The organism is Dyella sp. (genome assembly GCF_035503745.1).
GTDB lineage: Bacteria > Pseudomonadota > Gammaproteobacteria > Xanthomonadales > Rhodanobacteraceae > Dyella_B.
Map to the genome: position 1 here is coordinate 148,510 of NZ_DATJTC010000018.1, position 25,864 is coordinate 174,373.

A 25,864-nucleotide genomic window follows, 5' to 3' on the forward strand; every position below is an offset into this window, starting at 1 on the left:
TATGGGCTACACGCTCGCCGTGCTGGGCGGCAGCGTGCTGCTGCCGCTGGCGGCCCTGGTGTGGACGGCGTGCGAACTGGGGCCCGGCGGATGGTGGGCGCAGATCGCCACCAGGCGTGTGCTGGCCTCGTTGCGGCTGAGTTTCGGCACGGCGTTGCTGGCGGGGAGCATCGACGTGGTGCTTGGCTTGCTGGTGGCGTGGGTGTTGGTGCGCTATCGCTTCGCGTTTCGCCGCCTGTGCGATGCGTTGGTCGATCTGCCGTTCGCCTTGCCCACGGCGGTGGCGGGCATCGCGTTGACGACGCTGTACGCGCCCCATGGATGGCTCGGCAGCCGCCTGGCGCCGCTGGGCATCAAGGTGGCCTACACACGCCTTGGCGTGTTGCTGGCGATGGTGTTCGTCGGCTTGCCGTTTGTCGTGCGTACTTTGCAGCCGGTGCTGGAGAGCATGGAAAGCGATCTGGAGGAGGCGGCCTACACGCTTGGCGCCTCGCCGTTGCAGCGCTTCTGGCGCGTACTGCTGCCGCTGCTCGCGCCGACCTTGCTGACCGGTTATGCGCTGGCGCTGGCGCGGGCGATCGGCGAGTACGGATCGGTGGTGTTCATTTCCGGCAATCGCTTGTTCAAGACTGAGATCGCGCCCTACCTGATCGTGCAAAAGATCGACTCGCAATACGATTACCGCGGCGCCGCGGCGTTGGGTACGGTGATGCTGGCGGCATCCTTGCTGCTGCTGGTGGCCATGGCCTTGCTGCAGCGTTGGACGCGGCGCTGGGCGGTGGCGCGCTGATGGCGGCGACGGCGGCAGCGGTGTCGATCGGTGTGCGGCCGTCGCGTTCGGCCGGCGCAGTGCGCGCCGTGCTGATATCGGCGGCGTTGCTGGTGCTGGCATGGTTGCTGGTACTGCCGCTCGTGGTGATTTTTACCGAAGCGTTGCGCCAGGGCTGGTCGTTTTACCTGGACGCGATCGGCCAGGCCGATAGTCTGGCGGCCGTGCGCCTGACGTTGACGGTTGCGGCGATTGCGGTGCCGCTGAACCTGGTATTTGGCCTTGCCGCCGCCTGGGCGATGACGCACTTCGCTTTTCCCGGCAAAGCCCTGCTGAGCGCGCTGATCGACCTGCCGTTCTCAGTGTCGCCGGTGGTGGCCGGCATGATGTTGATCCTGGTCTTCGGCCAGGACGGATGGCTGGGCGGGTGGATCCAATCACACGGCGTGCAGGTGATTTTTGCTTTGCCGGGCCTGGTGCTGGCGACGGTGTTCGTCACGCTGCCGTTCGTGGCGCGCGAACTGATCGCGCTGATGCAGGCGCAAGGATCGGAGCTGGAAGAAGCCGCGCTTACGCTGGGCGCCAGCGGTTGGCGTATTTTTTGGCACGTGACGCTGCCGCGCGTGCGTTGGGCGCTGTTTTACGGGGTGCTGTTGTGCAACGCGCGCGCCATGGGCGAATTCGGCGCCGTGTATGTGGTGTCCGGGCATCTGCCTGGCTTGACCAACACGTTGCCGCTGCAGGTGGACCAGCTCTATCAGGAAAATTTTTCCGCCGCGTTCGCGGTGGCTTCGCTTTTGGCCTTGCTTACGCTGTTGACCCTGGGGCTGAAGCGATGGCTGGAATGGCGCCATGGCGGCGCGCGCAACGGGCATTGAGGGACTGAGTTTTCATGGGTATCGAGATTTCCCATCTGCAGCGCCGCTTCCATCAATCCATCGCATTGGACGATGTCAGTCTTTCGATTGCCGATGGCGAGTTCGTCGCGTTGCTGGGGCCCTCCGGATCGGGCAAGACGAGCCTGCTGCGCATTCTGGCCGGGCTCGACCTGCCCGATGCGGGGAGCGTCGAGCGCGATGGCGAGGATCTGCTCGTCCTCGATGCGCGTCGTCGCGGCGTGGGCCTGGTGTTTCAGCATTACGCGCTGTTTCCGCACATGACCGTGGCGCAGAACGTGGCGTTTGGCCTGCGCGTGCGCCCGTGGCGGCAGCGGCCGCGCGCGTCGGCGATCAAGCAGCGCGTGGAGGAGTTGTTGCGGCGGGTGGAATTGGAGCATCTGTCGGCGCGCTATCCGGCCCAGCTTTCCGGCGGGCAGCGCCAGCGCGTGGCGCTGGCGCGCGCGTTGGCGATCCAGCCGCGCCTGCTGCTGCTGGACGAGCCATTCGGTGCGCTGGATGCACAGGTGCGTGTGACGTTGCGACGCTGGCTGCGCGAGTTCCATCGCTCGCTGGGCATTACGACCTTGTTTGTCACCCACGACCAGGACGAGGCCCTGGAGATGGCCGATCGCGTGGTGGTGATGAATGACGGGCGCATCGAGCAGATCGGCACGCCGCAGGACATCCATCGCCATCCGGCCACGCCGTTCGTGTCGCGTTTCATTGCGCGCGGCCAGGCGATACCCGTCGAAGTGGCAAATGGAACCTTGCGTGCGCTGGGGCGTGCATGGCCTATCGGCGGATTAGCCGACGAGCGCATCGCCTCGATCGCCTTGCATATACGGCCGCAGGACATCTTTCCCACGCAATTCCATCGCGAAGGCTGGCAGGCGCGCGTGCTGAATGTGCGGCGCGTCGCGGGCGCGGTGCGTGTGAGCCTGCTGCTGCCGGGGGTGGAGGAACCGCTCGAAGCCGAATGGAACGAGCGCGAACTGCTTGGCCAGGCTATGGCGGCGGGTGATGCAATCGACGTGCAGATCCAGTCGTTGACGGTCTACGGCTGCGATGCACAGGGGCGGGTGGTGGCGAGCAAGGCATTCCAGCCGCCGCAAGGCGCCTCGCCCATCACCCTCGGCTCATGGCGGCGGCTGGAGGCGTGAGCGCGCCAGCGGGAGACCGGCGGCGGCCTTTCATCAACGGGAGGCACGATGCGGTCATAATGCGTGGATGACCGTTGCATCGCCCTCGCTCGAATCCCCCGCGCTGCGCGCGCTGATCGATGACCGTTACGCGCAGCTGGTCGCCCGCTGCCGTGCCGCCGGCGTGCCCTTGCACGACGATGCGGGTGTGGCCGAACGTATCCGCCGCACATTGCTGGCCAGCGATTTCGCTTTCGAGACATGGCGCAGCCAGCCGCAGCTGCTATCGCCGCAGGGATTGGAGCGGCTGCGTTCGGGCAGCGATGCCTCCGCGCGCATCGATGCGCTGAAGCTCGATGCCGACGAAACGGCATGCATGGCCGCATTGCGGCGCTTTCGCCACGCCGAGGCGCTGCGCGTGGTGTTTCGCGACACCAACGGCCTGGACGAACTGCCGGAAATCCTTTCCGCCACCAGCGTGCTGTACGAAGCGCTGCTGGGTCGTGCGCTGGACTGGTCCGAGCAGGCGATGGCCACGCGCTATGGCCATGCGCGCAACGGCGAGGGCGAACTGCAGCGGCTGGTGGTGATCGGTTTTGGCAAGCTGGGCGGCGGCGAGCTTAATTTCTCATCCGATATCGACCTTGTGCTGGCCTATCCGCACGGCGGCGAAAGCGACGGCGCGCGCGCGCTGGACAACAGCGAATATTTCGTGCGCCTCGGGCGCCAGTTGGTGCGCCTGCTGCACGAGCCCACCACCGATGGCATCTGCGCGCGCGTGGACCTGCGCCTGCGCCCATTCGGCAATGCCGGCCGGCTGGCCTTGCCGTTCAGCGCGATGGAGCAGTACTACCAGCGCGAGGGCCGCGACTGGGAGCGCTATGCGTGGATCAAGGCGCGCACGGTGGCCGGCGATCGCAGCGAGGGCAAGCAACTGCAGGAAATGCTGCGGCCGTTCGTCTACCGCAAGTATCTCGATTACACCGCGTTTGCCGGGTTGCGCGAGATGAAGGCGCTGATCGATGCGGAAGTGGCGCGCAAGGATCTGGCCGACAACCTCAAGCTGGGTCCGGGCGGTATTCGCGAGATCGAATTCATCGTGCAACTGGTGCAGCTGATTCGCGGCGGGCGCGAGCCGAGCCTGCGCGTGCGCGGCCTGCTGCCGGCGCTCAGCGCGTGCGAGGCGCGCGGGCACATTCCGTTGGCGCGCGCACGCGCCTTGCGCGAAGCCTATGTGTTTTTGCGTCAACTGGAAAACCGTGTGCAGATGCTGCGCGATGCGCAGACCCACGATCTGCCCGAAGATGCGCTGACGCGCGAGCGCCTGGCGCTGGGCCTGGATTATCCGGCGTGGGAGGCGCTGGAACAGGAGCTGGCCAAGCATCGCGACATAGTGGCGACCGAATTCGCGGCCGTGCTGATGCCCGAAGGCGGCGCGCGCGCCAGCGTGCCGGCGGCCGATGCGGTGCTGTGGCAGCGCGCGTGCGATGAATCGCTCGATGCCAAGACCATGGAGGCATCCGGTTTTGTGCCCGGCGCGGAAGCGGCCGAATCGTTGTTGAAATTGCAGCAGGCGGCGCAGTTGCGAGCGATGTCCGCGCGTGCGCGCGAGCAGTTGGATCATGTGATGCCGCAGCTGCTGGCGGTGGCGCGCGATACGGCGGCGCCGGTGCCATGCCTGTTGCGTTTGAACCGGCTGGTGCAGGCGGTGGCGCGGCGGCCTTCCTATCTGGCCCTGCTGGAGGAGCAGCCCGCGGCGCGCAAGCGATTGGCGCAATTGTTTGCCGACAGCGCTTTTCTCGCCGAACGGGTGATCGCGCAGCCGTTGTTGCTGGACGACGTGCTGGATCCGCGCATCGATCAGCTGCCGCTCAAGCGCGCCGACATCAGCGCCGAGATCGCCCACGTGCTCACCACGCTGGACGAGCGCGAAGCGGAGGCGGAGCTGGAGCGCATCAATGAATTCAAGTCGAGCATTGCTTTCCGGCTGGGCCTGGCCTTCAATGACGGCCGCGCCGATGCCGTGGCCACCGCGCGCCGGCTGGCGGCGCTGGCCGAGTCGGTGGTGAACGCGGTGGCGGCGCTGGCCGAGCGCGAGGTGGTGGCGCAGCATGGCCGCTTGCCGGGCGAAGGTTCGGGGTTCTCGGTGCTCGGCTATGGCAGCCTGGGGGGCGAGGAACTGGGTTTCGCCTCGGACCTGGACCTGGTGTTCGTCTTCGACGGGCAGCGCGCGCTGGAAATGAGCGATGGCCCGCGTCCGCTGGAGGGCTCGCGCTGGTATCAGCGCCTGACCCAGCGCGTCATGAACTGGCTGACCGTGCTGACGCGCGCCGGGCGCCTTTACGAAGTGGATACGCGCCTGCGTCCGGACGGATCGAAAGGTTTGCTGGTGGGCAGCCTGGAAGCGTTCGTCGCCTATCAGGAAAGCCGCGCGTGGACCTGGGAGCATCAGGCGCTGTTGCGTGCGCGCCCGGTGGCGGGCGATGCGGTCCTCAACACGGAACTGGCCCAGGTGCGCCGCCGCACCCTTTCCGCGCCGCGCGAGCGCAAGGCGGTGTTGGCCGAGGTGAGCAGCATGCGTCAGCGCTGGCGTGCCGAACGCGATCGTTCGAGCGAGGTGCTGATCGATCTCAAGCAGGGGCATGGTGCTTTGCTGGATATCGAATTCGCGCTACAGGGATTGGTGCTGGCGTATGCCGCGCAATGGCCCGCGTTGCTGTCGGTGACGGCCAATGCCGGCCTGATCGAAGCCTGCCGCGATGCGGGACTGCTCGATACCGCGCAGGCGAACTGCCTTACCCGTGCGCACGCGGAGCTGTTGCGCCGTGCGTTGCTGTGCACGCTGGATCTGCGCTCGCGTATTGCGCCGCGCGATGCGGAGCTGGAAGCCTTGTGCAGCGACGTAAAGGTTGTGACGCACGCGCTGGGGTTTTCGTTCTAGCCGCGTCACGGCTCCTTGCCCCTGCGCGCGCAGGTAGGGGCATCAAGGCACCAGGATATGCCTGCGCAATGTCTGGGCGATCGCCTGGGTTTCGCGCAACGGTGCCTGGTCGGACGTTGCAGCATTGTCCAGATCATGCAGCAGCCCCGCCTCGCGCAGGCTTTGATGAAAGCGCGATAGCTTGCCCGCCAACGGCACCGGCACGAAGGTCTGTACCGCACAGCCCACCGCACAGGCCTCGCTGAGCATGTTCACCGAATCGGGCGTCACCACCAGCCGGTCGGCCCAGCCCAGCACGCCGGGGTAGGGATTGTCGTCGTTGCCGGGGTCGGGCCAGATCAGTCCGGGTACATCGCGCAGTGGCGCGCGCATCGCCTCCAGCACCTCCACCGGCGTGCGGCGCGAGCCGAGCACCAGCAGGCTGCCGCCTTCGCTGTGCTGGTGTGCGAGCAGCCGGCTGCACAACTGCTGGGCGTAAGCCCGGTCGATGCGCAGGTTTCCACGCGGGCCGCCAAGCAATACGCCCACGCGCGGGCGGGGCAGCGCGGCCAAGGTCGGAAACGCATCGCGGCCGTCTTGCAACCAGGCATCGTCGATCGGATTGAGCGATCCCAGCGGTTGCAGTACGTTCGGTCCGCTCAAGCCGTCATGGCGCGGCGCGATGACCGTGTTCCAGTGCCTGGGATCGATGCGCGGGTCCAGAATCTGCACCGTGTAGCAATGCCCTTGCGCGCAGCGGCGCAGCACCCGGGTCAGCAGCGCCGCGCCACGGCCGCAGCCGATGGCCACCGTCGGCCATGGCGGCACGAACACCGCGCGCTGCGCGGCGGGCAGCGCCAGCGGGCCGCCCAGGGCCAGTCGCGGCGCCAGCCACGACCACGGCGCGCGCGGCGCCAGGACCAGGTGGCGCACCGGCATGCCCAGCCGTTCGGCCAGCGCCAGCGCCTGACGCTGGTTGCCCGCGGCATGGTCGGTGATGGCCCAGCATTCGCCCGGCAAGGCGGCGGTGGTCATGGGATTGTCGCCCGTTGGTGCACAGTTCGTTTCGTTCCGTTTACTCGTGGGGTGTCAGGCTTGCCCTTACACTGAGGTCCGTTGCGCCCGTGGCGGCGCGTCTTTCGTGCAAAGGATACCCATGAGCGAGAAGCTTGCCGAGGCGGCATTGGACCAGTTGTTCCGCAATGCGCGCACTTATAACGCTTTCCTGCCCAAGGAAGTGACCGACGAGAAGCTGCATGCGCTGTATGAGCTGGCCAAGTTCGGCCCCACCAGCGCCAATTCCTCACCCATGCGCGTGGTGTTCGTTCGATCGGCGGCCGCGAAGGAGAAGCTCAAGCCGTTCCTGTCCGAAGGTAATCGGGCCAAGACGATGGCCGCACCGGTCACGGCGATCATTGCCAACGACCATGAGTTCTACGAGAAACTGCCGCAGCTGTTTCCGCATGCCGACGCGCGCAGTTGGTTCGTCGGCAACCAGGCGCTGATCGATAGCGCCGCGTTCCGCAACGCCACGCTGCAGGGCGCCTACGTGATCATGGCGGCGCGCGCGCTGGGGCTGGATTGCGGCCCGATGTCCGGTTTCGACAACGCGGGCGTGGACGGGGCGTTTTTCGCCGGCACGCCGGTCAAGTCGAACTTCTTGATCAACATCGGCTACGGCGATGCCAGCCGCGACCTGTTCCCGCGTAACCCGCGCCTGTCGTTCGACGAAACGTGCCGGGTGGAGTAAACCGGATATCGTCGAGGTTGCACTACTCATCGCTGGCAGATTTGCAGTCCGCGTCATTCGCACCGGTGTTGCCGGCGCTACCTTCACTACCCCCTAGCCATTGAAACAGGAGAATTCTCCGATGCGTACGTTCCGTTATGTCATGCTGGCCGGCCTGCTCGGCGCGGCGATGTCGGCCCAGGCCGCGCCGGTCACCTACAAGCTCGATCCCAGCCACACCATGGTGCTGTTCAGCTGGAACCACCTGGGCTTCTCCCACCCGGTCGCTGACATCGGCATCGGCGAGGGCACGCTGGTGTTCGATGCGCAGAACCCAGCCAATTCCTCGGTGGACGTGACCATGCCGCTCGCCAACCTCGACACCCACGTGCCGGCGCTGGACAAGCACCTGAAGGAGCCCGATTTCTTCGATGCCGACAAGTACCCGACCATCACCTTCAAAAGCACCAGCGTGAAGCCGCTGGGCGGCAACCAGTACGAAGTGACCGGCAACCTGACCGTGCACGGCGTGACCAAGCCGGTGACCCTGAACGCCACGCTCAACAAGTCCGGCGTGCATCCGCTGCACAAGGTACAGGCGATCGGCTTCGACGCCACGGGCACGCTGAACCGTTCGCAGTTCGGCCTGGGCGCGTACGTGCCCATGGTGAGCGATGAGATCAAGCTCAACATCACCACCGAAGCCTTGGTGCCGGGCAACGGTTCGGGCAAGTAAGCGCCGGGCTTTGGCCATACCTAAGGGCTCGCGCCATCTGGCGCGGGCCCTTTTTTGTTGGTCCGGAAAAAGCGCTGTTTAGGCCATGCCGGCCGTCGGCCTGCTACCATTGCTGGTCCCTTTGTCCTACCCGGAGCAACCTCCCATGTCGGGTTCCACTGCCGCGGTTACGCCGATCCTGGCGAATGCCCAAAATCGTTATGAAGTGACGCGTTCGGACCTTCCGCTGTCCTGCCCGATGCCCGGTATGGCGCTGTGGAACTCCCACCCGAAGGTCTATCTGCCCATCGTCGAAGACGGCGGCGAGTCCATTTGCCCTTACTGTGGCGCGCATTACGTGCTGCGCGACTGAGCACCCCCCGCCGCCCGGGCCTGGAGGCGCCAACCGGCACGATTGGTGCTTGTTTTGACGGATGAGAGTTGCAAATGAGGGAACCATGTCTGTTGCCGCCACGCCGGCCCGGGCACTGACCGTAGTGCAGTTGATCCCTGCGCTGCGCGCCGGAGGCGCGGAGCGCTCGGTGCTGGAAGTGGGGCAGGCGCTGGTGCAGGCCGGCCACCGTTCGGTGGTGATCTCCGCGGGCGGTCGCATGACGGCCCAGCTCCAGGCCGAAGGCAGCGAGCACATCACGTTGGACATCGGCCGCAAGTCGCTGGGTACGCTGGCGCGCCTGGGCCGTTTGCGACGAGTCCTGCGCGAACTCAACCCCGACGTGGTGCACGTGCGTTCGCGCTTGCCGGCCTGGATGGGCTGGTGGGCGCTCAAGGGCATGTCGCCCCGGCCGCATTTCATTACCACCGTGCACGGGCTCAATTCACCCGGCCGCTACAGCTCCATCATGCTGCGCGGCGAGCGCGTGGTGGTCGTGTCGCAAACGGTGCGCGACTACCTCATCAGCCACTACCGGACCCTGGACACCGCGCGCATCCGCATCGTCCCGCGCGGGATCGATCCGGAGGCGTTTCCGTACGGCCACCGGCCCGACGAAACCTGGCAGAAGGCGTTCTTCGCGCAATACCCGAACCTGGCCGGCGCCCCGCTGCTGACCTTGCCGGGCCGGGGCACGCGCCTGAAAGGCCACCGCGACGCCATCGAACTGGTGGCCGAGCTGAAGCAGCGCGGCATTGAAACGCGCCTGCTGTTGCTGGGTGTGATCGAGCCCGGCCGCGAGGCCTACGTCAATGAGCTCAACGACCTGGTCAAAGCCCGCGGTATCGCCGCACAGGTGGTGATGACGCCGCCGCGCGATGACGTGCGCGATATCTACGCCATGTCCGCGCTGGTGCTGCAGCTGTCCAACAAGCCCGAAGCGTTCGGCCGCACCGTGGTCGAGGCGCTTTCGCTATGCCGCCCGGTGCTCGGCTACGCCCACGGCGGCGTCGGCGAGCTGCTGGCCGAACTCTATCCGGCCGGCCGCGTGCCCCCCGGCGATCGCGAGCGCCTGGTCGAGCGCGCCGCCGAGTTGCTGCGCGTCGCCCCGCCGATCTCGCCGTTGCAGCGTTACCGCCTGATCGACATGCAGCACGCCGCGCTGGCCCTGTACGAGGAAGTGGCCAGCTGACCGACCGGCGGCGGTCTGTCGCCTACAATGCGCGGATGGCCGTTCGGGATCGCGCATGAGTTCCTCCACGCTGGTGCTTAAAAACCTGCTCACATCCCCGCTGCTGCCGTTCTGGCTGGTCGTTGCCTTATTGCCGTTTGGGCGCAGCGCCGAGTTCGGTACGTTTGCGTGTTTGGTCGGCGCGGTTCTGGCGTGGCGTCGCGAGCGCACTGCGTTGTTCCAGCGTCCCGGCGCACGGCTGCTGCTGGCGTTGCTGGCCTGTTACATCGGCGCGGCGCTGCTTTCTTCGTTCATGGCCGTGGCGCCGGGCAAGAGCTGGTCCACCGTATTGGGGCTGCTGCGCTACGTGCCGCTGGGTTTGTACGCGTGCTACGCCCTACGCGGCGCGCAACGCCTGCAAGGGTTTTACGTGGCTGTCGCGGTGGTGATCGCGTTCTGGACCCTCGATGCGTGGATGCAGATGCTCACCGGCTGGAGTTTGCGCGGGCATGCCGAACCGCAGCGCATTTCCGGCATCTTCGGCGCGGACGATCCCAAGCTGGGTCCGACGCTGTCGGTGCTGGCCCCGCTGGCCTTGTGGGCCGCGCGTGGGCGCTGGGGTTTGCCGGGGCTGATTGGCGCCTTCCTGTTGCTGCTGGGGCCGGTGATGCTCAGTGGCTCGCGTGGCGCGTGGATCTGCTACGGCGTGGTGGCGCTGCTGTTCGCGTGGCGCGAGGCCCGCTCGCCATGGCGCTTTGGCGCCGTCTGCGCGATCGGCGCGGCCGTGGTACTCGCTGCAGGGGGCATCGCCTGGAAAACCTCCACGCGTTTCGACACGCGCCTGCAACACACGCTAACCGCGCTGGGCGGCAGCGCGCAGGACATCAACGAAGCCACCACCGGCCGGCTCGATATCTGGCGCAACAGCGTGGCGATGATTGCCGCGCACCCGCTCACCGGCGTAGGCGTGCGCGATTTTCGCTACGCCTATCCGCATTACGCGCCGGCGAACGACCACTTCATGACCGCCGAAACCTGCGGCGACGGCGAAGGTGCCTGCCACGCGCACCAACTCGTGCTGGAAATCCTCACCGAGACCGGTGCCATCGGTTTGCTGCTGTGGGTGGCGGGCGCCGTCGTGGCCTGGCGAGCGTGGCGACGCGCGGACAGCGCCGATCGCGACGGCGCTTTTCCGGTGACGGTATGCCTGCTGGCCATGCTCTTTCCGCTTAACACGCATCTGGCGTTTTATTCGGCCTGGTGGGGTTTGCTGTTTGCCTGGTTGCTGGGATGGTGGTGTGCGGCGTTGTACGCGCGAACGAAGGAGCAGGGCGATGGCGCGTGAACTGCTGTCGGTAGTGCTGATCACCTACAACAACGGCGACACGCTCGATGCGTGCCTGCGCGAAGTGGATTGGGCCGATGAAATCATCGTGCTCGATTCCGGTTCCACCGACAACACCGTCGCCATTGCGCGCATGCATGGCGCGCGCGTGGAAACGCATCCGTTCGACGACTACGGCCCGCAAAAACAGCGTGCCTACGATCTTGCGCGCAACGACTGGATCCTCAACCTCGACGCCGACGAGATTCTCTCGCCTGGTACGCGCGCCATCATCGAGCGAGCGCTGCAGGATCCCCGCCACGCGGGCTTTCGCCTGCCGCGGCGCGAACGCATGTTCTGGACCGTGCAACACCGCTGGAGCCACCGCAACGGCCACCTGCGCCTGTTCAACCGCAAGCGCGGCGGCATGAACGACGTGGAAGTGCACGCGGCGGTGGAAGTGCGCGGCCCGGTCAAAACGCTATGGGGTGCGGACTTCGTCAACGACGGTGACGGCGACATCGCCGCCCGCGTGGAAAAAATCAACCGCTACAGCAGCGGCATGGTCGCGCACAAATTGCGCCGCGGCCAGCGTTTCACCGGCTTTCGCATGGTGATCTACCCGCCCTTGTTCTTCCTGCGCCAATACCTGCTCAAGCGTTATTTTCTCAGCGGCTGGGCCGGCTTCATCGCCAGCGTGCTCGGCGCGTTCTATGTCTTTCTCAAATACGCCAAGCTGCATGAAGCGCGCAGGATCAAAGGAAGGCCGTGATAAAAGCGCCGCCACCGGTGAACACCGAGGCTTCAGCCATCCCCCAAAATCCGCACGAATTCATCCGCGATCACGCGCGTACTGAAATGCCGGTCCACGAAATCGCGCGCCGCCAAACCCATCGGCTCGCGCACGTCGGCATCGCACATGCGCAAAATCGCGTTGCGCCATGCCGGGACATTGCCGGGCGGCAGCAACATTCCCGTGACATTGGTCGATAAGGTTTCGGGAATCCCGCCGATATTGCTGCCGAGCACGGGCGCTCCGGCCGCCTGCGCCTCCACCGAGACACGCCCGAACGTCTCGGTGGCGATCGACGGAAACGCGAGCATCGAGACCGCGCTGTAGTACGGATGCACATCGTCGATCCAGCCCAGCACATGATGACGGTGCGCGAAGGAGCCGGCGTCGATGCGCTCGCCCAGCGCCTGCGAATCGGGACCGTGGCCGAGCCACATGCAATGCAGGCGCGGTTCCTGCGCCATCACGCCTTCGGCCGCTTCCAGCAGGGTGAAGATGCCCTTGCTGTGATGGATACGTCCGAAATAACCCAGCACGATCGCATCCTGCGGCATGCCTAGGTTGCGCAGAATCTCGCTGCGCTTTGCCGCATCGGGCCGGCACAACGCCATGTTCACCGGGTTGTACAGCACGCGCACCAATGCCGCCGGCACGCCGCGATCCAGATAGGCTTGGCGCGCGTGGCTGGAAACGGCGAAGAAGCGCTGCGCGAGGCGCGGCACCAGATAGCCGGACACGCGGCCCATCGCCGGCGTGCGATGGCGGAACAGCGCCACCGGTACGCTAAGCAGACGGCTGATCAGGATCAGCGGCCAGTATTCCTTGCCGAAGTTGCCGACCAGCCAGTCCGGACGCAGGTCGCGCGCCGCCTTGAAGGTGGCGAAATAGCCGCGCAGATCGAAGATGTTGCGAAACTGCGACTTGTACAGGCGAACGCCCGACTTGGCCAGCGCATTGGCGATCAGGCTGTCCGGATAAACCACGGCGCTGACTTGATGGCCCGCTTCGACCAGGGCCTGGGCCAGGGCCACGAAGTGCGTGGCAGCCCCAGTATTTTCTGGGTTGGTGCCGACGAAAAGAAATTTCATGCGCGGTGGCTCTCGTGACGCTCGCTGTCGTAACGCACGCTTTGGTGGCGTTTGTTTTCGTAATTGGTGAACGCACGCATGGCGAACTGCGGCAACACGTGGTGCCGCGCCACTTGCACGCGCGGCAGGTGCCACAGGTCGGTGCCGACGAGGGCGCGCCCGCGCTGCGTGGTGGTGGCGGCGGCGTAACCGGCTGCGCGCGTGATGTCGGCGACGCGGTCGTTCATGTCGCCATAGGGGTAGCAGAACTGCGTGACGGGCGCGCCGAGCTGGTCTTCCAGGTCGCTCTTGCTGCCGGCGATCTCGTCCTTGAGCTGCGCGTCGTCGCATTGAGTCAGGTGCGGATGGCTGCGCGTATGCGCGCCGATTTCCATGCCGCCCGCATGCCAGGCGCGGATCTGCGCGGCGGTCATCAATGGCTTGCGCACGCCGAGTTTGTCCGCATCCCATTCGTTGTAGCGGCCGATGCTGCCGCTGACGACGTAGCAGGTCGCGGTGAAGCCGTAGCGTTGCAATACGGGCAGCGCGGACTGGAGGTTATCGACGTAGCCGTCATCCAGCGTCACCACCGCGATGCGGCCGCTGCGCTCGCCGCGCAGGTAAGGCATGGCATCGGACATCGACAGGCCCGTGTAGCCCATCCGCTTGAGCAGCCACATCTGCCGCGCGAATGCGCCGGGGCTTACGTACAGGCTGCGCCAGCGGCGCAGGCCGCGCGGCGCCTGGGCGATGTTGTGGTACATGAAAATCGGGCAGGCGCGAGCCTGTCCTTCGCTTGCGGTCATGCGGCGCTCCGTATCGGCCACCTGGCAAAGCTTACGGCAAACGCCAGGGCCGGGCGGGGGTGTGGACGGCTATCGAACATGGAGGTGGGGAAAGAGGCCAGCCGGCTTATGTACCGGGGCTGCCTGTCGCCTGCCTGTCGGGCTTCAGTAAATGGGCGGTTCGCCCTCCGGACGGGTCTTGAAGCGCTTGTGCACCCACAGGTACTGCTCCGGCGCCTCGCGCACCATTTCCTCGATGCTCAGGTTGACGCGGGCGGTATCGGCTTGGGCGTCCTCGCTGGGCAGGTTTTCCAGCGGCGCGCCCAGGCGCAGCGCGTAGCCCTGGTTGCCGGGCAGGCGGCGGTGGAAGAAGGGGATGACCACCGAGTTGGACATTCGCGCCAGGTGATGGGTGGCGTTGATGGTGGCCGCGATCACGCCGAAGAACGGCACGAAGGCGTTGTCCTTGCTGCGCATGTCCTGGTCGGGCGCGTACCACAGCGTGCCGCCGCCGCGCAGGTATTTCACCGTGCCGCGGATGTCGTCCTTGTCGAACATGGCGCGCGCGTAGCCCAGGCGCGCGCGCAGCACCGCCCATTCGAATACCGCGTTGTCCATGCGCCGGTACATGCCCGCGATGCGGATGCGCTGGGACACCAGCCGCGCGCACAGCTCCAGGTGTGAAAAGTGGCCGCCTACCAGCAGTACGCCGCGTCCTGCGCGGTGCGCGGCTTGCAGATGCTCCAGCCCTTCAAACTGCACGGGGATGCGTGCGATCGCTCGGTCCGAGCCCATCCAGCCGAGCGCGAACTCGATCAGCATCATGCCGATGTCGCGCAAGTGCGCGTCCACCAGCCGCTTCTGGGCCGCCGCATCCAGTTCCGGGAAGCACAGCGCGACGTTGGTGGCGGCCACCTGCCGGCGCGGCGAGGGAACGCGCTCGATGATCGCGCCCAGCGTGCGTCCGATCGCCATCAGCGCCGTGAAGGGCAGCATGGCGATCAGTTTCATGATGCCCACGCCGATCCACGCCGGCCAGAGGCGTGGAGCGAGCAGCGAGCGGGAGAAGGCGGGGTAAGGCGTACCGGGCATCGGACGCATTGTAGCGGCGCGGCACGGCGCGGTCTGCTGCCGATGGCGGGTCTTTGCGTGGAGCCCCTTATACTGCCGCGTCACTGCCGGGAATCTGCGTTGCGCTACCTCTATACGATCCTCATGTACCTGGCCACGCCGCTGATCGTGCTGCGGCTGCTGACGCGCGGCATGCGCTATGGCAATTATCACCAGCGCTGGCCCGAGCGCTTCGGCTTTTTCAAGGCGCCGGATTTGCGCGGCAGCATCTGGGTGCATGCGGTGTCGGTGGGCGAGGTCAACGCGGCCGAGCCCCTGATCAAGGCCCTGCGCGAGGATTATCCGAATGCGCCGCTGGTGGTCACCACCGTCACGCCGACCGGCTCGGCGCGCGTGCACCAGTTGTTCGGCGGCAGCGTGTTTCATGTGTACCTGCCCTACGACCTGCCGTTCTCGGTGCACCGCTTTCTCAAGCAGGTGCGGCCGCGGCTGGCGCTGATCGTGGAGACGGAGATCTGGCCGAACCTGTATTTCGGCTGCCATCGGCGCGGCATCCCATTGATGATCGTCAACGCGCGCCTCTCCGGCCGTTCGCTGCGCGGCTATGCGCCGATGCGCGCGCTGCTGCGTTCGGCGCTGCGTTGCGTGCGGCAGATTGCGGCGCAGTCGCGCACCGACGCCGCGCGCTACCGGCTGCTGGGTGCAGACCCGGCGCTGGTCACCGTCAGCGGCAATTTGAAATTCGACATGCCGGTGCCCGATGGTGCGGTGGAAGGCGGCAGCGTGTTCCGGCAGCAGTGGGGCCATTTGCGTCCGGTGTGGATTGCGGCGAGCACGCACGAAGGCGAAGAGCTGGCCGTGCTCGAGGCGCACCTGGAGGTGCTAAGGCGCGTACCCGATGCATTGCTGCTGATCGCACCGCGCCATCCGGAACGTTTTCGCGTGGTCGAGCATTCGGTGCGCAGCCTGGGTTTTTCCATGGCGATGCGCAGCGCCGATGGTATCCCGGGCGCTTCGCACCAGGTGTTTCTGATCGACACCATGGGCGAGCTGATGCCGTTTTTCGCAGCGTCCGATCTGGCCTTCGTGGGCGGCAGCCTGGTGCCGATCGGCGGCCACAACGTGCTGGAACCGGCGGCGCTGGCGCGGCCGGTGCTGGTGGGGCCGCATACCTTCAATTTCGAGGAAATCACGCTGGCGTTGATCCGCGGCGGCGGCGCCAAACGCGTACTGCAAAGCGAGGCGCTGGGCAACGAGGTGCTGGAGTTGCTGCAGGACCAGGTGCGCTGCAAGCAGATGGGACAGCAGGCGCGGGTGGTGTTCGATAGCGAGCGCGGAGCGGTGGGGCGGGTGATGAGCCTCATCGACCGCATGCTGCAGGAATGAAAAAGGCCGGGAAATCCCGGCCTTTTTGCCATGCATGCCGACTTACTGCAGCAGCGAGTTGACGTATTCCATGTCCTTGTAGTCGATCGTGCCGGCCGACTGGCGCAGCAGCAGGCGGTTGAGCACCAACTGGTGACGCGCGGTGGCGTAGGTGCTCTGGTCCTGGGTCAGGGTTTGGATGGCGGTGAGCACATTCAGGAAGATCTGCGTGCCGACCTGGAAGCCCGCCTTGGTGGCGTCCAGCGCTTCCTGCGCGGAATCGACCGCGGCCTTGCCCGACTTTACTTCGCTGATGCCGGCGATCACCGCGTTGTAGTCGTTGATGGTGTTCTGCACGGTCTGGCGGCGGGTCAGCTCCAGCGAATCGCGCGCTTCGTCGCGTTGGTCGATCGACTGGCGAACCTTCGACTGCGTGGCGCCGCCCGCGAAGATCGGCACCGACAGCGTCACGCCGATGGTGTTGCCCCAGCGGCCGTTGCCCAGCGCCGCGCCGTTGCCGTTGGCGTAACTGCCGTTTTCCAGCCAGGTGCTGCTCTTGCCGTGGACCAGGCTGGCGGTGATGGTGGGCAGGTGGCCGGCGCGCGCGGCGTTGACGCTGTGTTCGGCGGCATCGACCGACAGCTGCGAGGCCAGCAGGGTCGGATTGTTCTTGATCGCGCTGTCGACCCAGGCCTGCGAATCGGCGGGCACGGGCAGATCCAGCGGCAGGTCTTCGCGCAGCGTTTTCAGTTCGCCGACCGGCTTGCCGGTGATGACGCTGAGCGCCTGGCGATCGTTTTGCAGGGTGTTTTCCGTGCTGATCGTGGTCGCCTTGGCCGCTTCGTAATACGACTTGGCCTGGTAGACGTTGGTGATGGCGGCGATGCCGACCTTGTACTGCTGTTCGGCCTGGTCATACGTGAGGCGGTAGGCGTCTTCGTTGGCCTTGGCGAACTTGAGCTGTTCCTGGTCGTTGAGGATGGTGAAGTAGGCCGTGGTCACGCGCACGAACAGATCCTGCGCGGCGGCTTCGTAGGTCTGCTGTTGCGAGTCGGCAGTGGAATGCGCCGCCTGCAGGTTGGCGATGTCGGCGAGGTTGAGGATGGTCTGGTCCAGCTCCACCGACATCGAGCGCGTGCGAATGTGGCCGCTGCTGCCGCCGTCGGTCAGGGACGAATCGCTGCTGCTACTACCGCTCTCCTGGGTGAGGCCAAGGCTGCCATTGATTTGCGGCAGCAGCAGCGCGCGTGCCTGCGGAACGCCTTCGTAAACGGCGCGGTTGGTTGCATCGGCCTGGGCCAGTACAGGGTCGTTTGCACGCGCCTGACGATATGCATCCAGCAAATCCTCGCCATGGCTGGGCAGGGACACTGCGGCCATAGACAGGGCAAGGGTCAGAAGCTTCAAGCGCATGATTCGCCTCGTGGGTTTCGGGTCGGTAGCGGGGTTAGAAAACGAAACGGCGGGGTGGTTCTGCGTGGGCGAGGTAGGGCAGGTCGGTTTCGAGCAAGCTCTCTTCGCGGTAGCGGCCGTTGCCCTCGTGGGTAAGCACCAGGACCTGCTGCACCGGCGACTCGCCGCGGATCGCCAGCAGGCGGCCGCCCGGCTTGAGCCAGCCCAGGAAGCGGTCGGGGATACGGTAGACGGCGCCCGTAACCACCACGGCGTCGAAACTGCCCTGCGGCTGCCAGGCGTTCACGGCATCGCCGGTCACCAGCTCCGCGTTTTCAATGCCGGCGGCCTTGAGGCGCTGGCCGGCGGCGGCGGTGAAATCCGGATGCATGTCCACGCTGGTTACGTGCGCGGCCAGGCTGGCCAGGCAGGCGGTGAGGAAGCCCGAGCCGGTGCCGATTTCCAGCACCTGGTCTTGGGGCTTCAGTGCCAGCGCCTGCAGCACGCGGCCTTCCAGCACCGGCTTCATCATCACTTCGCCATGCCCCAGCGGCAGGCACAGATCGGCGAAGGCCAGCTGGCGGTGCGCGGGCGCGACGAACTCCTCGCGGCGAACGCGGCCGAGCACGTCAAGTACGCGCGCATCCAGCACCTCCCAGGGACGCACCTGGTTTTCAACCATGTTTTGACGCGCCTGATCGAAGTTCATCGCCATGAGAAACCAAGCCTTTGGGGATCGAAAAAAGGTCAAAAAGGATAAGCGTTTAACCCCTGTTTCGACAATGGTTAGCCTGCGGGCAGAACCCTTGCCTACGAAGTGCCGGAAGTCATCGCAACAACCTGACGTAAGTCATGAAACTTGCTGTGTCCGCGGACATTTACGCGCTTTTCCAGTGCTGGCTGGCGAGCAGGAAAGGCCCGCCGGCGGGCAGCTGCGAAAGCGCCTGGAAAGTCATTCTGCCGAGCATGTCGTCCAGCTGCCGGATGCGCCCCAGGATGGACTCGCCCCGGCTGGCCGCCGCCACGCATAGCCAAGCCACCCAGCGCGACAGGCTGTGGCGCTCGGTGGCGTTCAATGCCGCCAGCGCCGTGCGCAAGGCAAAAACCTGGCTGCGCGCCCGGATGCGGTCGCCTTCCAGCCAGCTCGCCAGCAGGCGTTGCGCCGTGCGGTAGGGGGCGCTGAGCGTCAATTCAGGGGTAGTCGCGCACATTGGTCCAGAATTGGGTATGATTCAGGAAATAATTAAACCGTCTCGTATAATAAATTGGGTTATTTGATTTGTGAAGGTGCAACCATGAACTCGATCCCGCTTCCCAAGCCGCACGGGCCAGGCCGCCCGAAGGACATGGAAAAGCGTGCGGCCATCCTTGAGGCGGCCAAGGCCCTGTTCATCCGCAACGCCTTCGCCGGCACCAGCATGGATGCGATCGCCGCCGAAGCGGGCGTTTCCAAGCTGACCGTCTACAGCCATTTCGGCGACAAGGACAACCTGTTCCGCGAAGTGATCCGCGCGCGCATCCAGGACCTCCTGCCCGAAGAAACCTATGGTTTCGACGCCAACGCAAAGATCGGCGACATCCTCAACCGCGTCGCCCTGATCCACGCCCATCTGGATTGCGATCCGGAAAACGTCGGTACCTTCCGCGCCATCCTCAGCGATTGCCGCCAGGGCAACCCCCGCTACGGCAAGCTGATGTGGGAAGAGGGTCCGATGCGCACGCGCGCCCTGATGGAGCGCCTGCTGCAGCAGGCGGTCGATGCGGGCAAGCTCCAGATCGAGGATGTGCCGCGCGCGGGCATCCAGTTCATGTCCCTGATCAAGGGCGACATGATGATGCGCCGCATGTTCGGCTGCGCCGACTGCGTGCAGACCTACGCCAGGGAAATCGAGGAAAACGCCCTGGCCGGCGTGGCCATGTTTCTACGCGCGTACGCTCCGCGCTGAGCCCCACTCGTCTGCAGCCCCGCTTCGTGTTCCAATAGACGCCTTGGAAGCGGGGGTGCCGACCACAGTCGGCTGAGAGACACCCTTCGAACCTGATCCGGTTAGCACCGGTGTAGGGAGCTTCTGCGCACTGGACACCGTGCGTTGGCGCCGTCGCTTCGATCCTGTGCGGATTCCGCACCAACTTCCGCGCATGCCGCGCGGATTGCTGAAGGACGAATGCCGATGAATGCCTTGCCCTCCGATCTGGTGCGCGCCGCGCAAGAGCTCTCCGAAGCCGTGACCAGGCCCATCCCGGGTTCGCGCAAGATCCACGTGCAGGGCAGCCGCCCAGACCTTAACGTGCCGATGCGAGAAGTCTGCCAGGCACAGACGCCCACGCTGTTCGGCGGCGAATCCAACCCGCCGGTCACCGTCTACGACACCTCCGGCCCGTACACCGATCCGGCCTACCGCGCCGATCTCGCCGCCGGCCTGCCGGCGCTGCGCGCAGGCTGGATCGCCGAGCGCGGCGATGTGGAAGAACTGCCGGCCTTGAGCTCCCGCTTCGGCCGCGAGCGTGCCGCCGACACCCGGCTCGATGCCGTGCGCTTCGCCCATCTGCGCAAGCCCCTGCGCGCCAAGGCCGGCGCCAATGTCACGCAGATGCACTACGCGCGCCGCGGCATCGTCACGCCGGAAATGGAGTACATCGCCATCCGCGAGAACCAGCGCATCGAAGCGCTGCAGGACAGCGCGTTGCGCACGCAGCATCCGGGCGAGTCGTACGGTGCGGCGTTGCCCAAGCTGATCACGCCCCAATTCGTGCGCGACGAAGTGGCGCGCGGGCGCGCCATCATCCCGGCCAACATCAACCATCCGGAAAGCGAGCCGATGATCATCGGTCGCAACTTTCTCACCAAGATCAACGCCAATATCGGCAACAGCGCGGTGTCCTCGGGGATAGCCGAGGAAGTGGAAAAGCTGGTGTGGTCGATCCGCTGGGGCGGCGACACCGTGATGGACCTTTCCACCGGCAAGAACATCCACGAAACGCGCGAATGGATCATCCGCAATTCGCCGGTGCCCATCGGCACCGTACCGATCTACCAGGCGCTGGAAAAGGTCGGCGGCGTGGCCGAGGACCTCACCTGGGAACTGTTCCGCGACACGCTGATCGAACAGGCCGAGCAGGGCGTGGATTACTTCACCATCCACGCCGGCGTGCTGCTGCGTTTCGTTCCGCTCACGGCCAGGCGCGTCACCGGCATCGTATCGCGCGGCGGCTCGATCATGGCCAAGTGGTGCCTGGCCCATCACAAGGAAAATTTCCTCTATACGCATTTCGAGGACATCTGCGAAATCATGAAGGCCTACGACGTGTCCTTCAGTCTCGGCGATGGCCTGCGTCCGGGCTGTATCGCCGACGCGAACGACGCGGCGCAGTTTGGCGAACTGGACACGCTGGGCGAACTCACCCAGATCGCCTGGAAGCACGACGTGCAGACCATGATCGAAGGCCCCGGCCACGTGCCGATGCAGCTGATCAAGGAAAACATGGAGCGCCAGCTGGAAAAATGCCACGAAGCGCCGTTCTATACGCTGGGGCCGCTGACCACCGACATCGCGCCCGGCTACGACCACATCACCAGCGCCATCGGCGCGGCGATGATCGGCTGGTTCGGCACCGCCATGCTTTGTTATGTCACGCCCAAGGAGCATCTGGGACTGCCCAACAAGCAGGACGTGCGCGACGGCATCATCGCCTACAAGATCGCCGCACACGCGGCGGACCTGGCCAAGGGCCATCCCGGCGCGCAGGTGCGCGACAACGCACTTAGCAAGGCGCGCTTCGAATTCCGCTGGGACGATCAGTTCAACCTCGGCCTCGATCCGGAAAAAGCGCGCGAATTCCACGACGAAACGCTGCCCAAGGACGCGCACAAGTCCGCGCACTTCTGCTCCATGTGCGGACCGAAGTTCTGCTCGATGAAAATTACTCAGGACGTGCGCGACTACGCCGCCGAACATGGCGTGGACGAGACGGCCGCGCTGGACGAGGGCATGGCCGAGAAGGCGGCGCAATTCCGCGCGCAAGGCGCGGAGGTTTATCGCAAGGCGTAAATGCCGCTCGGCGAGGATGCTGCAAAAATCCCTCTCCCCCGCGGGAGAGGGATCGAGCCGGTGGTTCGGCTTGCCATCCCCTCATGGAACGGCAAAAAAAAAGCGTAAGCCTGACGTGTCAGGGATCCGCGCGCGGGCGCGCCGGTGCTGGAAAGCAGAAGAACAAGAACAACGAACCCGCGACCGCGCCACGCCAAAGATCGACAAGGCCATGGCTGGCGGCGGCGGGCAAGTGAGCAAGCTCGAAAACCGACAATACGAACAGCAGCGCAAGCAATAGACGGCCCAAGCCTTGCAGTGTGCGTGGCGTCAGCGCGGTATGTACGGCAGGTTTTCTCATGACATGATTCTGGGCCGTCGCTGCATAAAATTGCGATAGCGCCCCGTGCCGCCGCGCGTATAAATCGCATAAAAATTGCCGTTGCATGGACTCGCGCCGATCGCCGGCGCATCAAACGTCAAAGCCCGGGTCGTGCCTGCGCACGCGCATATTCGGCCGGCGGGCAGCCCACCAGCTTGCGGAAATCGCGTACGAAATGCGCCTGGTCGAAATAGCCTAATTGCAGCGCCAGTTCGGTCAGGGCGACCGGCATGCCTGCTTGCAATTGCGCCACTGCTTCGTGGATCCGGTAGCGGTTGATTACCCACTTGGGGCCGATGCCGACGTATTGATGGAACAGGCGCTGCAGTGCGCGCTTGGACAGCCCGGCCAGTTCCACCACTTGTTCGACCGAGGTGAGCAGTCTGTCCGCTGCGATGGTTGCTACCAGCGCGCTGATGCGCGCGACGTTCGCATCATCGGCGGGGCGGTGTGCCAGCAACAGTTGTTCGGCGAGCAGCGCCATGGCATCCATGTCCGGCGCGGCCAGGATCTCCGACTCCAAGTGCGCGGCGGTGTCGCCGAAAACGCGTGCCGCGGCGAGCGAGCGATCCATCAGCTGCGACACCGGCGCACCGTAAAACGGAAAGAAGCCACCGGCCTTGAACTTGATGCCGAAGGCGCGGCCTTGTCCTTCGAGCAGCCGCTTGAAGCGCCCGGTGTGCACGCCATAAATGCCCGTCGCGCCGGCTTCGACAACGAACTGCACGTTCGGATGCGGCAGGGTTTCCTGCAGTTGTGCGGGCAAGCCGCGCAGATCCCACGACACTTGCCAGTAGTGCTCGACCAACCCGGCCAAGGCGGGCGAAGGTGCGCGCCGGGCATGCTGGTACTGGCCGTGCGCCAACTGCTGGCGCAGTACCCCTCTGGGCTTGCCCAGGTCCGTATTCATGGTGCGCCGTTCCGGATGGCGCGGGCGTGTCGCGTTTTTCCAATCGTCATGCGCTACCTTGTACTAAGGTGACGGCCGGAAAGCGAATGGAGCCTCCCATCATGCAAGCAAACGGTCCCTTCGAAGTGAAACTCGCGCCCCAGCCGGCCGCACCGGGCATCGAGCAGGCCAACCTCGGCCGGCAGACCCTCGACAAGCAGTTCCATGGCGACCTGCAGGCGACCAGTCTGGGCGAAATGCTCTCCGCGATGAGCAGCGTGCAGGGTTCGGCTGGCTATGTTGCGATGGAGCGTGTTACCGGTTCGCTACACGGCAGGCGCGGCAGCTTTGTGCTGCAGCATACCGGCACGATGAATCGTGGTGTGCCGCAGCTGTCGATCACGGTGGTGCCCGATTCGGGAACGGATGAATTGGCCGGTCTCAGCGGTTCCATGCAGATCCAGATAGAGCAGGGGCAGCACGCCTACATCTTCGATTACAGCCTGCCTTGAGCGGCCGGCTGGTCCAGTAGCGCATCGACGGCCCCGCTTTCGCGCGCGCATTGCAAGGGTATCGACCGTTGCATTGGCCACGAGAAGCTGCGCCATCGTGCTCCCTGCGTTCGGGCAGGGAGCATGTGGGCGCTTACCAGCCCGACACCACCAATTTGCCAATGGTGCTGCCCGATTCAAGCCGGCGATGCGCTTCGCGCATATTCTGCGCATTGATCGGGCTTAACGACTCACGCTCGATGCCGCGCAGTTCGCCTTCGTCGATCAGCGCCGCCACGCGCGCCAGGATGCGTCCTTGTTCGGCCATGTCCGGTGTTTTATAGCGCGGGCGCGCGAACATCATCTCCCAGTGGATGCCGATGCATTTGGCCTTGTAGGGGTCGCCGATAAGCAGGGGCGAGTCCGGCTCCACGATCAGACCCACATGCCCTTGCGGTGCCAGCAACTGGCCCAATTCCTCCCAATAGTGCACGGTGTCGGCGAGATTGAGCGCCGCATCGATCTGCGCGAAACCCAGCGCGGTCAGTTGCGGCGTCAGCGGCTGGCGATGATCGATCACGTGTTGCGCACCCATCGCGCGGCACCACGCCTGTGTTTCGGGGCGCGATGCGGTTGCGATGACGGTGAAGCCGGCGCGACGCGCCAGTTGGATCGCAATCGAACCCACGCCGCCGGCACCGGCGATGATCAGGATCGATTTGCCTTCGCCGCCGTTCTCGCAGTTGTAAGGCATGCGCTCAAACAACAGTTCCCAGGCAGTGATCGCGGTAAGCGGCAAGGCCGCCGTCGCGGCCAGGTCCAGGCGGCGCGGACGATGTGCGACCAGTCGCGCGTCCACCGCCTGGTACTGCGCGTTGCTGCCGGCGCGGGTGATGTCCCCGGCGTAATACACCTCCTCGCCGACCTTGAATCCGACGACTTCATCGCCGACGGCTTCGACCGTGCCGGCGGCGTCGTAGCCGAGCACGCGCGGTTGCAATTCCACTTGCGGTTTCGGCGCGCGGATCTTGGTATCGACGGGATTTACCGATACGGCTTGCACGCGCACCAGCAGGTCCTGGGGGCCGATCTGCGGCGTGGGCAAGTCCACGTCGATCAGCGATTGTGGGTCGTCGATGGGCAAGTAGTGTGTAAGAGCGACGGCTTTCATGAGCAATATCTCCGCAAATCAATCGAAGGGAATGAAGTCAAAACCGTAAGGGAGCCGTGTTCGGCGGGCGAACGGGATGGGATGTTTATACGTCCGAATTACCGGCAGCTGGCGGTGAGGTTCAGGCCGATCAGCACTCGCTTGCGCGGCGGGCGGCTGGTGGTCACGGTCAACACCGGAGCGCCGATGAAGACGCCCAACGCATAACCGGAAATCAGCAGGCCGGTGGCGAGCACATATAACGCCGCCGGCACGGAACGGGAGGGGTGAGCGGTCATCACGATGCGGCTTCCTGGATGCGATGGGTCGCAGCGTAAGCGCTTGCATATTCTTTAAAAACAACCAATATGGGTAATCAATTTCAATAGAACATTGAAAATCATGGACCGTGTCGGCGACCTGATCCTGTTTTTGCGGGTGCTCGACCAGGGCTCGATCAGCGCGGCTGCCCGCAGCCTGGATCTTTCGGTGGCGGTGGCCAGCCAGCGGCTGAAGCGGCTGGAACACGACCTGGGCGTGCGGCTGCTGCATCGGACCACCCGCCGCCTGCATCCCACGCCCGAAGGGATCGCACTGGCCGAACAGGGGCGGGCGCTGGTGGAGGACCTGGAAGCGTTGACCAGCGGCCTGCGCCGTGGCGCTACGGATGTGGCGGGCACTTTGCGCGTCACCGCGTCGGCCTCGTTTGGACGTCAATACGTCTCGCCGTTGTTGCCGGCGTTCATGGCGCGTTATCCGCGCGTGCGCCTGAGCGTGAACCTTACCGATCAGATGCAGGATCTGGTCAGTTCGGGTTTCGATCTGGCGATCCGCATCGGCGCCTTGCCCGACTCGCAGTTGGTGGCGCGCAGGCTGGCGGCAAACCGGCGCGTGCTGTGCGCGTCGCCCGATTATCTGCGCCGCTTGGGCATGCCCAGGACGCCGGAGGACCTGGCCAGGCATGAGTGCCTGCTGTTGACCGGCAGCACCGGACGGCAGGATGTGTGGCGCCTGCACGATGCCGAGGGCGCGTTGCACACGGTGCGTGTGAGTGGGCGGCTGGAATCGACGCTGGGCGAGCTGTTGCGCGATGCGGCGCTGGCTGGATTGGGAATCGCGCTGCATTCCACCTGGCATGTGGGCGATGACTTGCGCAGCGGGCGGTTGAAGCTGGTGCTGCCGGGGTATTCGATCGCGGAGACGGGGATTTACGCGGTGATGCCGCAACGAAGGTTGGTCCCGTTACGGGTGCGGGCGTTTGTGGATTTCCTGGTGGAGCAGTTGGGGGAAGTGCCGCCGTGGGAGAAAGGGTTGGGAGCGTTGCCGACCTAATGGGGCGTCGTTGCCGTCGCCTTGTGCACGAGCTTCTGGAATGGCGTGGTGGCACCCCGGCCTCGCCCTGAGAAATCGAACAG

General features: G+C 65.4%; 25 protein-coding genes, 1 pseudogene and 1 riboswitch. Of the genes and pseudogenes, 15 read left to right on the top strand and 11 right to left on the bottom strand.

The window, feature by feature from the left end; all coding sequences use genetic code 11:
* Nucleotide 1 precedes the first annotated feature (1 nt).
* From cysT to glnE, 4 genes are all read left to right on the top strand, one after another.
* On the top strand, nt 2-790 hold the full coding sequence (gene cysT, locus VME63_RS07350; protein WP_325431903.1) for a sulfate ABC transporter permease subunit CysT: 789 nt from the start codon (nt 2-4) through the stop codon (nt 788-790).
* Nucleotides 790-1,647 carry a sulfate ABC transporter permease subunit CysW gene (gene cysW / locus VME63_RS07355; protein WP_325431905.1) on the top strand — a complete coding sequence of 286 codons (858 nt, stop codon included), beginning with the start codon at nt 790-792 and terminating at the stop codon, nt 1,645-1,647. The genes cysT and cysW overlap by 1 nt, the downstream gene beginning before the upstream one ends.
* 14 nt (nt 1,648-1,661) lie before the next feature.
* Nucleotides 1,662-2,807 (top strand): sulfate/molybdate ABC transporter ATP-binding protein, encoded by a 1,146-nt coding sequence (locus tag VME63_RS07360; protein ID WP_325431800.1) that lies wholly within the window; start codon nt 1,662-1,664, stop codon nt 2,805-2,807.
* A gap of 67 nt (nt 2,808-2,874) precedes the next feature.
* Nucleotides 2,875-5,727 (top strand): bifunctional [glutamate--ammonia ligase]-adenylyl-L-tyrosine phosphorylase/[glutamate--ammonia-ligase] adenylyltransferase, encoded by a 2,853-nt coding sequence (glnE, locus tag VME63_RS07365; RefSeq protein WP_325431802.1) that lies wholly within the window; start codon nt 2,875-2,877, stop codon nt 5,725-5,727.
* 42 nt (nt 5,728-5,769) lie between these two features.
* Here the strand turns inward: glnE and VME63_RS07370 are convergent, their stop codons facing one another.
* Nucleotides 5,770-6,741 (bottom strand): mitochondrial fission ELM1 family protein, encoded by a 972-nt coding sequence (locus VME63_RS07370; RefSeq protein WP_325431804.1) that lies wholly within the window; start codon nt 6,739-6,741, stop codon nt 5,770-5,772.
* Between the two features lie 121 nt (nt 6,742-6,862).
* On the opposite strand from VME63_RS07370, the gene VME63_RS07375 reads away from it, so the two are divergent.
* From VME63_RS07375 to VME63_RS07400, 6 genes are all read left to right on the top strand, one after another.
* Nucleotides 6,863-7,456, top strand: a complete 594-nt coding sequence (locus tag VME63_RS07375; RefSeq protein WP_325431806.1) for a malonic semialdehyde reductase — start codon at nt 6,863-6,865, stop codon at nt 7,454-7,456.
* Between the two features lie 121 nt (nt 7,457-7,577).
* Complete coding sequence (locus tag VME63_RS07380; protein ID WP_325431808.1) at nt 7,578-8,171, top strand: YceI family protein; 594 nt, start codon at nt 7,578-7,580, stop codon at nt 8,169-8,171.
* A gap of 145 nt (nt 8,172-8,316) precedes the next feature.
* The gene (locus tag VME63_RS07385; RefSeq protein WP_115479641.1) at nt 8,317-8,523 is read left to right on the top strand and encodes a zinc-finger domain-containing protein; all 207 of its coding nucleotides are present in this window, start codon (nt 8,317-8,319) and stop codon (nt 8,521-8,523) included.
* Between the two features lie 85 nt (nt 8,524-8,608).
* Nucleotides 8,609-9,733, top strand: a complete 1,125-nt coding sequence (locus VME63_RS07390) for a glycosyltransferase (protein WP_325431810.1) — start codon at nt 8,609-8,611, stop codon at nt 9,731-9,733.
* A gap of 55 nt (nt 9,734-9,788) precedes the next feature.
* Complete coding sequence (locus tag VME63_RS07395) at nt 9,789-11,057, top strand: O-antigen ligase family protein (RefSeq protein WP_325431812.1); 1,269 nt, start codon at nt 9,789-9,791, stop codon at nt 11,055-11,057.
* Nucleotides 11,047-11,808, top strand: a complete 762-nt coding sequence (locus tag VME63_RS07400) for a glycosyltransferase family 2 protein (RefSeq protein WP_325431814.1) — start codon at nt 11,047-11,049, stop codon at nt 11,806-11,808. Before VME63_RS07395 ends, VME63_RS07400 begins: the two co-directional genes overlap by 11 nt.
* 32 nt (nt 11,809-11,840) lie before the next feature.
* Here VME63_RS07400 and VME63_RS07405 read toward each other — a convergent pair whose 3' ends face one another.
* From VME63_RS07405 to lpxL, 3 genes are all read right to left on the bottom strand, one after another.
* Nucleotides 11,841-12,917 carry a glycosyltransferase family 4 protein gene (locus tag VME63_RS07405; RefSeq protein ID WP_325431816.1) on the bottom strand — a complete coding sequence of 359 codons (1,077 nt, stop codon included), beginning with the start codon at nt 12,915-12,917 and terminating at the stop codon, nt 11,841-11,843.
* Nucleotides 12,914-13,702 (bottom strand): polysaccharide deacetylase family protein, encoded by a 789-nt coding sequence (locus VME63_RS07410; RefSeq protein WP_325431818.1) that lies wholly within the window; start codon nt 13,700-13,702, stop codon nt 12,914-12,916. Before VME63_RS07410 ends, VME63_RS07405 begins: the two co-directional genes overlap by 4 nt.
* A 144-nt stretch (nt 13,703-13,846) precedes the next feature.
* Complete coding sequence (gene lpxL / locus VME63_RS07415; RefSeq protein WP_325431820.1) at nt 13,847-14,782, bottom strand: LpxL/LpxP family Kdo(2)-lipid IV(A) lauroyl/palmitoleoyl acyltransferase; 936 nt, start codon at nt 14,780-14,782, stop codon at nt 13,847-13,849.
* Nucleotides 14,783-14,872: 90 nt separating this feature from the next.
* Between lpxL and waaA the strand changes: the two genes are divergently transcribed.
* Complete coding sequence (waaA, locus tag VME63_RS07420) at nt 14,873-16,138, top strand: lipid IV(A) 3-deoxy-D-manno-octulosonic acid transferase (RefSeq protein WP_325431822.1); 1,266 nt, start codon at nt 14,873-14,875, stop codon at nt 16,136-16,138.
* A 42-nt stretch (nt 16,139-16,180) separates the two neighbouring features.
* On the opposite strand, the gene VME63_RS07425 is transcribed toward waaA, so the two are convergent.
* The 3 genes from VME63_RS07425 to VME63_RS07435 form a co-directional block, all read right to left on the bottom strand.
* Complete coding sequence (locus VME63_RS07425; RefSeq protein WP_325431824.1) at nt 16,181-17,530, bottom strand: TolC family outer membrane protein; 1,350 nt, start codon at nt 17,528-17,530, stop codon at nt 16,181-16,183.
* 34 nt (nt 17,531-17,564) lie between these two features.
* Nucleotides 17,565-18,224 carry a protein-L-isoaspartate O-methyltransferase gene (locus VME63_RS07430; RefSeq protein WP_325431826.1) on the bottom strand — a complete coding sequence of 220 codons (660 nt, stop codon included), beginning with the start codon at nt 18,222-18,224 and terminating at the stop codon, nt 17,565-17,567.
* A gap of 163 nt (nt 18,225-18,387) precedes the next feature.
* Entirely contained in the window at nt 18,388-18,699 is a 312-nt protein-coding gene (locus VME63_RS07435) for a hypothetical protein (RefSeq protein WP_325431828.1), read from the bottom strand.
* Between the two features lie 105 nt (nt 18,700-18,804).
* Here VME63_RS07435 and VME63_RS07440 point away from each other — a divergent pair, with 105 nt between their 5' ends.
* Together VME63_RS07440 and thiC are read left to right on the top strand one after the other, a co-directional pair.
* The gene (locus VME63_RS07440) at nt 18,805-19,455 is read left to right on the top strand and encodes a TetR/AcrR family transcriptional regulator (RefSeq protein ID WP_325431830.1); all 651 of its coding nucleotides are present in this window, start codon (nt 18,805-18,807) and stop codon (nt 19,453-19,455) included.
* A gap of 41 nt (nt 19,456-19,496) precedes the next feature.
* A riboswitch (TPP riboswitch) is annotated at nt 19,497-19,591 on the top strand.
* A gap of 89 nt (nt 19,592-19,680) precedes the next feature.
* Nucleotides 19,681-21,558: a phosphomethylpyrimidine synthase ThiC gene (gene thiC, locus VME63_RS07445; protein ID WP_325431832.1), complete on the top strand. Its 1,878-nt coding sequence runs from the start codon at nt 19,681-19,683 to the stop codon at nt 21,556-21,558.
* Between the two features lie 118 nt (nt 21,559-21,676).
* Here thiC and VME63_RS07450 read toward each other — a convergent pair whose 3' ends face one another.
* Both VME63_RS07450 and VME63_RS07455 read right to left on the bottom strand, forming a co-directional pair.
* Entirely contained in the window at nt 21,677-21,898 is a 222-nt protein-coding gene (locus VME63_RS07450; protein WP_325431834.1) for a hypothetical protein, read from the bottom strand.
* 118 nt (nt 21,899-22,016) lie between these two features.
* Nucleotides 22,017-22,829 (bottom strand): helix-turn-helix transcriptional regulator, encoded by an 813-nt coding sequence (locus tag VME63_RS07455; RefSeq protein ID WP_325431836.1) that lies wholly within the window; start codon nt 22,827-22,829, stop codon nt 22,017-22,019.
* Nucleotides 22,830-22,930: 101 nt separating this feature from the next.
* Between VME63_RS07455 and VME63_RS07460 the strand changes: the two genes are divergently transcribed.
* Nucleotides 22,931-23,320: a DUF3224 domain-containing protein gene (locus VME63_RS07460; RefSeq protein ID WP_325431838.1), complete on the top strand. Its 390-nt coding sequence runs from the start codon at nt 22,931-22,933 to the stop codon at nt 23,318-23,320.
* Between the two features lie 133 nt (nt 23,321-23,453).
* Here VME63_RS07460 and VME63_RS07465 read toward each other — a convergent pair whose 3' ends face one another.
* On the bottom strand, nt 23,454-24,470 hold the full coding sequence (locus tag VME63_RS07465; RefSeq protein WP_325431840.1) for a zinc-binding alcohol dehydrogenase family protein: 1,017 nt from the start codon (nt 24,468-24,470) through the stop codon (nt 23,454-23,456).
* 116 nt (nt 24,471-24,586) lie between these two features.
* A pseudogene (locus VME63_RS07470) lies at nt 24,587-24,700 on the bottom strand (MFS transporter); the annotation flags it as partial.
* A gap of 151 nt (nt 24,701-24,851) precedes the next feature.
* Between VME63_RS07470 and VME63_RS07475 the strand changes: the two are divergent.
* Nucleotides 24,852-25,781, top strand: a complete 930-nt coding sequence (locus tag VME63_RS07475; RefSeq protein ID WP_325431842.1) for a LysR family transcriptional regulator — start codon at nt 24,852-24,854, stop codon at nt 25,779-25,781.
* The last annotated feature ends 83 nt before the right edge of the window (nt 25,782-25,864 follow it).

What these genes read in the sequence shown, in the direction of transcription:
- VME63_RS07425 (WP_325431824.1), bottom strand. Translation starts at nt 17,530, where the DNA reads ATGCGCTTGAAGCTTCTGACCCTTGCCCTGTCTATGGCCGCAGTGTCC.
- VME63_RS07395 (WP_325431812.1), top strand. Translation starts at nt 9,789, where the DNA reads ATGAGTTCCTCCACGCTGGTGCTTAAAAACCTGCTCACATCCCCGCTG.
- VME63_RS07475 (WP_325431842.1), top strand. Translation starts at nt 24,852, where the DNA reads ATGGACCGTGTCGGCGACCTGATCCTGTTTTTGCGGGTGCTCGACCAG.
- VME63_RS07410 (WP_325431818.1), bottom strand. Translation starts at nt 13,702, where the DNA reads ATGACCGCAAGCGAAGGACAGGCTCGCGCCTGCCCGATTTTCATGTAC.
- thiC (WP_325431832.1), top strand. Translation starts at nt 19,681, where the DNA reads ATGAATGCCTTGCCCTCCGATCTGGTGCGCGCCGCGCAAGAGCTCTCC.
- cysT (WP_325431903.1), top strand. Translation starts at nt 2, where the DNA reads ATGGGCTACACGCTCGCCGTGCTGGGCGGCAGCGTGCTGCTGCCGCTG.
- VME63_RS07380 (WP_325431808.1), top strand. Translation starts at nt 7,578, where the DNA reads ATGCGTACGTTCCGTTATGTCATGCTGGCCGGCCTGCTCGGCGCGGCG.
- VME63_RS07375 (WP_325431806.1), top strand. Translation starts at nt 6,863, where the DNA reads ATGAGCGAGAAGCTTGCCGAGGCGGCATTGGACCAGTTGTTCCGCAAT.
- VME63_RS07465 (WP_325431840.1), bottom strand. Translation starts at nt 24,470, where the DNA reads ATGAAAGCCGTCGCTCTTACACACTACTTGCCCATCGACGACCCACAA.
- VME63_RS07450 (WP_325431834.1), bottom strand. Translation starts at nt 21,898, where the DNA reads ATGAGAAAACCTGCCGTACATACCGCGCTGACGCCACGCACACTGCAA.
- VME63_RS07390 (WP_325431810.1), top strand. Translation starts at nt 8,609, where the DNA reads ATGTCTGTTGCCGCCACGCCGGCCCGGGCACTGACCGTAGTGCAGTTG.
- glnE (WP_325431802.1), top strand. Translation starts at nt 2,875, where the DNA reads ATGACCGTTGCATCGCCCTCGCTCGAATCCCCCGCGCTGCGCGCGCTG.
- VME63_RS07385 (WP_115479641.1), top strand. Translation starts at nt 8,317, where the DNA reads ATGTCGGGTTCCACTGCCGCGGTTACGCCGATCCTGGCGAATGCCCAA.
- VME63_RS07440 (WP_325431830.1), top strand. Translation starts at nt 18,805, where the DNA reads ATGAACTCGATCCCGCTTCCCAAGCCGCACGGGCCAGGCCGCCCGAAG.
- VME63_RS07400 (WP_325431814.1), top strand. Translation starts at nt 11,047, where the DNA reads ATGGCGCGTGAACTGCTGTCGGTAGTGCTGATCACCTACAACAACGGC.
- VME63_RS07360 (WP_325431800.1), top strand. Translation starts at nt 1,662, where the DNA reads ATGGGTATCGAGATTTCCCATCTGCAGCGCCGCTTCCATCAATCCATC.
- VME63_RS07370 (WP_325431804.1), bottom strand. Translation starts at nt 6,741, where the DNA reads ATGACCACCGCCGCCTTGCCGGGCGAATGCTGGGCCATCACCGACCAT.
- lpxL (WP_325431820.1), bottom strand. Translation starts at nt 14,782, where the DNA reads ATGCGTCCGATGCCCGGTACGCCTTACCCCGCCTTCTCCCGCTCGCTG.
- VME63_RS07405 (WP_325431816.1), bottom strand. Translation starts at nt 12,917, where the DNA reads ATGAAATTTCTTTTCGTCGGCACCAACCCAGAAAATACTGGGGCTGCC.
- VME63_RS07455 (WP_325431836.1), bottom strand. Translation starts at nt 22,829, where the DNA reads ATGAATACGGACCTGGGCAAGCCCAGAGGGGTACTGCGCCAGCAGTTG.
- cysW (WP_325431905.1), top strand. Translation starts at nt 790, where the DNA reads ATGGCGGCGACGGCGGCAGCGGTGTCGATCGGTGTGCGGCCGTCGCGT.
- VME63_RS07430 (WP_325431826.1), bottom strand. Translation starts at nt 18,224, where the DNA reads ATGGCGATGAACTTCGATCAGGCGCGTCAAAACATGGTTGAAAACCAG.
- VME63_RS07460 (WP_325431838.1), top strand. Translation starts at nt 22,931, where the DNA reads ATGCAAGCAAACGGTCCCTTCGAAGTGAAACTCGCGCCCCAGCCGGCC.